The following is a 1336-nucleotide window of genomic DNA, read 5'->3' as shown; positions in this document are numbered from 1 at the left end:
GTTTGCCTTCGAGCCAAATCTTCAATTCTAAATCACAAAATTATGATTCGATAAAATCATTTATTACATAATCTTACTTTCAATCTACTTAAGCAACATTCGATACACTTACTTGCTTATCCTCAATGGCACAACCGATAGCCCAAATAAAACCAAGTAATTCTCTGGCTACTGCAACAACAGCTACTTTTCCACCTTTTCCTTTAGCAGAGATGCGATGATATTTCATATGAAGACGGTGTTGAGCTTTCCAAGCAATACGTTTTGCCTCTGGATCTTGACCTTCTTGACGTTTAAGCAATTCACCTTTAAGAGATGGTCGATGGCGATAAGACCAACAAACTTCTACTATGGAACGACGAATTTGGGAGTTTCCGGTTTTCGTAATGGAACCTTGCCAACGACTAGACCCACTCGAGTATTCCTTTGGAACAAGTCCAGCATAGGACATCAGTTGTCTTGGGTTTGAAAAGCGAGAAAACTGTCCAATTTCAGCTACCAAAGTAACAGCTGTGACTTCTGCGACTCCTCTTAATGTTTGAAGAGCTTGAATTACCGGAGCATGTTCACTTTGAAGGGCTTCTTCATGGATCTGAGCTTCGATTCGTTTCATACGATCTTCAACCTCATTGATTGCATGAAGATATTCTTGAAAAACAATACGTTGAGAAGCTCTTTCAAATGTTAATCGTTTTAACCATTCACGATGTTTTACGGACCAATTTCTAACTCCCTGCGGAGGACGTATTCCATGGCGAAGTAAGAAGTGAACAAGTCTCTGGCGAGAACTTTGTAAATCCTCACGAGCATCATGACGAGCACGAATTAAGTCTCTCAATGCTTCATGATCTTCATCTGGAACCCATACAGAAGTAAGCTCTCCAGCGCGAAGTAGCTGAGCTAATCTAATAGAATCTCTTTTATCTGTTTTCACACGATCGCCCGATCGCTTTGGAATAAGGGAGGGCGCGACAACCATACAATCAATGTCCATAGATAGAAGAAATCGATAAATTCCATACCCAGAAGATCCTGCTTCATAACATACTAATAGGCTTTCAGGCTTCCCTAACTTTTTCATCAATTTGCGAATATCCTCTGGTTTATTTTGAATAGTTCCATGAAATCTAGGTTCACCACGACCAGAATCAGCAATCGCAACAGCAATTGAATCTTTAGATACGTCTAAACCAACAAATTTTTGAACATCCTTCATAATATAGGCTCCTTTTCGTGTGTAGCTCTACACTTGGTTTTTTATTTTTGGTAGTAACATTATGACCAAGTGCAATCTACGTTAAGCGATGGGAGCCGTTTTCGTTCATTATGACTAACG

At 39.7% G+C, this 1336-nt stretch carries 1 protein-coding gene; it reads right to left on the bottom strand.

The features are described from left to right. Positions 1-88 precede the first annotated feature (88 nt). Positions 89-1216, bottom strand: a complete 1128-nt coding sequence (locus ACIQYG_RS26855; RefSeq protein ID WP_034306249.1) for an IS110 family RNA-guided transposase — start codon at positions 1214-1216, stop codon at positions 89-91. Between the last annotated feature and the right edge of the window lie 120 nt (positions 1217-1336).

It is taken from the genome of Peribacillus sp. NPDC096622 (genome assembly GCF_044762665.1).
GTDB lineage: Bacteria > Bacillota > Bacilli > Bacillales > DSM-1321 > Peribacillus > Peribacillus frigoritolerans_B.
This window is presented reverse-complemented; position numbering and strand designations above follow the sequence as displayed.